Genomic DNA, 2,953 nt, shown 5'->3' with positions numbered 1-2,953 from the left:
AATCCTGTGCCCTGTACGTACTCGTTCAGTTTTTCGAATCGCTCAAATACAAGCTTCTGTTTTTCCAAAGGAATACCTGTACCCGTATCCGAGACAGAAAACAGGACTTCTCTCTGCTTCTCATCCACTTTCAGTCCCAAAGTAATCTTACCATTCCGGGTAAACTTATCGGCATTGGAAAGCAGATTTATGATAACCTGTTGCAGACGCTGAGTGTCAGTGCGCATATCCATGCTTTCACGGTCACACTCAAAGATAAATTCATTTTCTGACTTGCGAGCCTGACTGACGGAAGCCAAAACGCGTTGGCACAACGGCACTACATCACATTCCTCAAATGTAAACGTAACCCGGTCCGCCTCCAGACGGGAAACATCCAAAATATCATTTATCAAGCGGAGCAGTAAATCAGAATTGGTTTTGATGATATCAACATACCCCTGCTGTTCATCTTCCGAACTTCCCCCGGAAGCCAACACATCCGAGAATCCCACAATTGCATTCAGCGGAGTACGGATTTCATGACTCATATTTGCGAGGAAGGCACTCTTCAGACGGCTGGACTCTTCTGCACGATCTTTCGCATCTCTCAAAGCACTCTCCGACTCTTGCAGTTCATCTTTCAGCTTTTTGGTATGGTAATAGAAGTACAATGAAACAAACAACCCCGCAGATAACACGACTAAAATGGTTGCAACAGTCCAGATATGATATTTATATTGTTCGTAGAACGATGGATTTTCATTCACCATTTCTATCGGCTGATGAATAAAAGACAGATCCAGACGCTTTTCCTTCACAATCTTACTATCCATCATCACTTTATTAGGGATGACTTCTACTTCTATACGATCACTGTCAGCTCCTTGCAGCAGACGGACTGCCTGATACGCCATATCCTTGCCCAATGGCCGATAAGAGGGTGTCACTCCACCTATAGCCCAATAACCGATACCGACAGAACTAATGGAAAATGTAGGTACATCACCCGCAGCTTCCATCATGGTATAAGTTGCATTACGCATAAAATATCCGTCGTACATATCCACACGCCAGGTACCCATCAACAAAGCTGTATTCGGGGGCAATTCATGAAGTTTATCACTGATGGTATAAATCGTATTGGTACGTCCATCCAGTAGAATCAGATTTAACTCCGGATGTTTCTTCATCTCCGCTACTACATGGGCTTGCAAGGAAACGCCCCCATAACTGTTATCAGAAACAAAAGCTATATTCTTAGTATTCGGATATAAGTGTTTTATCAGATTGATATTGGCTTCCACATCATATTCATAAACAAAACCGGCTTTGACTGAAGAATCAGTAAAGTCATTAAAGAAATCCACTGCACCAGGCATCCATGTTTTCAGATTTACAGAATCATCCGGAAGAATAATGGCATTGCGGCTTGCCAACGAAGTCAGTACCGGGAACTTTCCACGTATAGAATCTGCTTGCGACAGATAGGCAGCCCATGCCTCCTGACCAATTAAAACAAGTAATACAGGCGCGCGCTTTCCCTCATACTTATCCAGTATCTCCGCCATTTTCGATTTCCACTGTGGCGACTCGGAGAAGCTTTTGCAGTTCATGTTTTCCAAGGCTATCGGAGCTTTTCCACCCAGACGCTCAAACTCTTCCATGAAATCGTATATATTTCCGGAAGTCTGACGAGCATCCGGATTATACGAACTGATAATCAGTACTGGGTGTTCTCCAGTCACCGCAAAGGCTGATGAAAGCCCCCAAATGGATATCAGTAAGAAAAGAAAAAAACTATATATTATTTTCCTAAATAAGCCCATTCAGTGAATATAGAATTGTTTCGGCAAATATACAATAAAGTTATAAGGATAGAAAAAAAGTTGTAGAATTTTAAACTATAAAAAAAGAAACGGGCGGTAAGAGATAGTTTATCAAGCTACCGTCTTACCGCCCGTTATTATAAAAAAAACAGGATATTTTTATTTAGATATTCATCGCATTGTTTCCTAAAGCCGGAGACTCATTTTTATTTTCCCTTTTGAATATGCAAATGAAAATACCTTCTCATAAACAACACATAAATGCCACTCAACAATACAATTATTCCCAACAAATACCAATAACCATATCTCACGAAACAGAAATAACCTAATATGACCAAAGCCTGTGCCCCCATATAAATTAATGATACCCCAACATGAGGTATTTTCAACTCGTTTGCCATCAATTGATACATGTGTTTTCGGTGGGGCAAACCGATGTTCTCATGAAGCATCAGGCGATGAATGATAGTCAGAACACTATCGACACCATAAACGGATAACAGAATTATCCAACTGAAATCTTCTGTTTTAATGATGAGCTTCCCTATCAGAAAAAGGAGAATAAAAGCGATACTCACAGAACCGACATCACCCGCAAAACACTTCGCCTTCTTACGGAAATTGAAGAAACAAAAGACCAAGACAGAACATAAAACAGTATTAATCAAAGCAGGTTCAACAAACGTAGTGATCTCAGAATTGATATAAGCTAATGCACCAAGGATAACCAATGAATAACCACCTGTGATGCCATTGATGCCATCCATAAAATTATAAGCATTGATGATACCCGTACAAATAATCAAAGCTATAATGATCCACCACCAGGAAAGCGAAAACAAGCCCCATTGGTAAAACATTAGAGCCATAGCAGTAAAGTGAAACACCAACCTCAGACCTTGGGAAGTAGAACGGACATCATCTACAAAACTGATAAAAGTGATCAGAGTCAATGCCAACATAAACCATGGATACTCCCAATAATTACTCAGGAAATAGGCTAAAGCTCCAAAATAGAAGATTATACCGCCACCACGCAAAGTTATCCGTGAATGAGAACTACGCTCATTGGGCTTATCAATGATATTACACTTATCAGCTACTCTAAAATAAAAAAGTTCTGCTACAAAGAGCAGAACTAA

At 40.4% G+C, this 2,953-nt stretch carries 2 protein-coding genes; both read right to left on the bottom strand.

Annotated elements, in window-relative coordinates; genetic code table 11:
* On the bottom strand, positions 1 to 1,808 hold a 1,808-nt coding region (locus tag BACCELL_RS18540), incomplete at its 3' end, for a sensor histidine kinase (RefSeq protein ID WP_007213523.1).
* A gap of 206 nt (positions 1,809 to 2,014) precedes the next feature.
* A partial coding sequence (locus BACCELL_RS18535; RefSeq protein ID WP_007213522.1) for an MraY family glycosyltransferase occupies positions 2,015 to 2,953 on the bottom strand: 939 nt, incomplete at its 5' end.

It is taken from the genome of Bacteroides cellulosilyticus DSM 14838 (genome assembly GCF_000158035.1).
GTDB lineage: Bacteria > Bacteroidota > Bacteroidia > Bacteroidales > Bacteroidaceae > Bacteroides > Bacteroides cellulosilyticus.
Note: the sequence above shows the minus strand (reverse complement) of the source record. Positions and strands in the feature narration are given on the sequence as shown.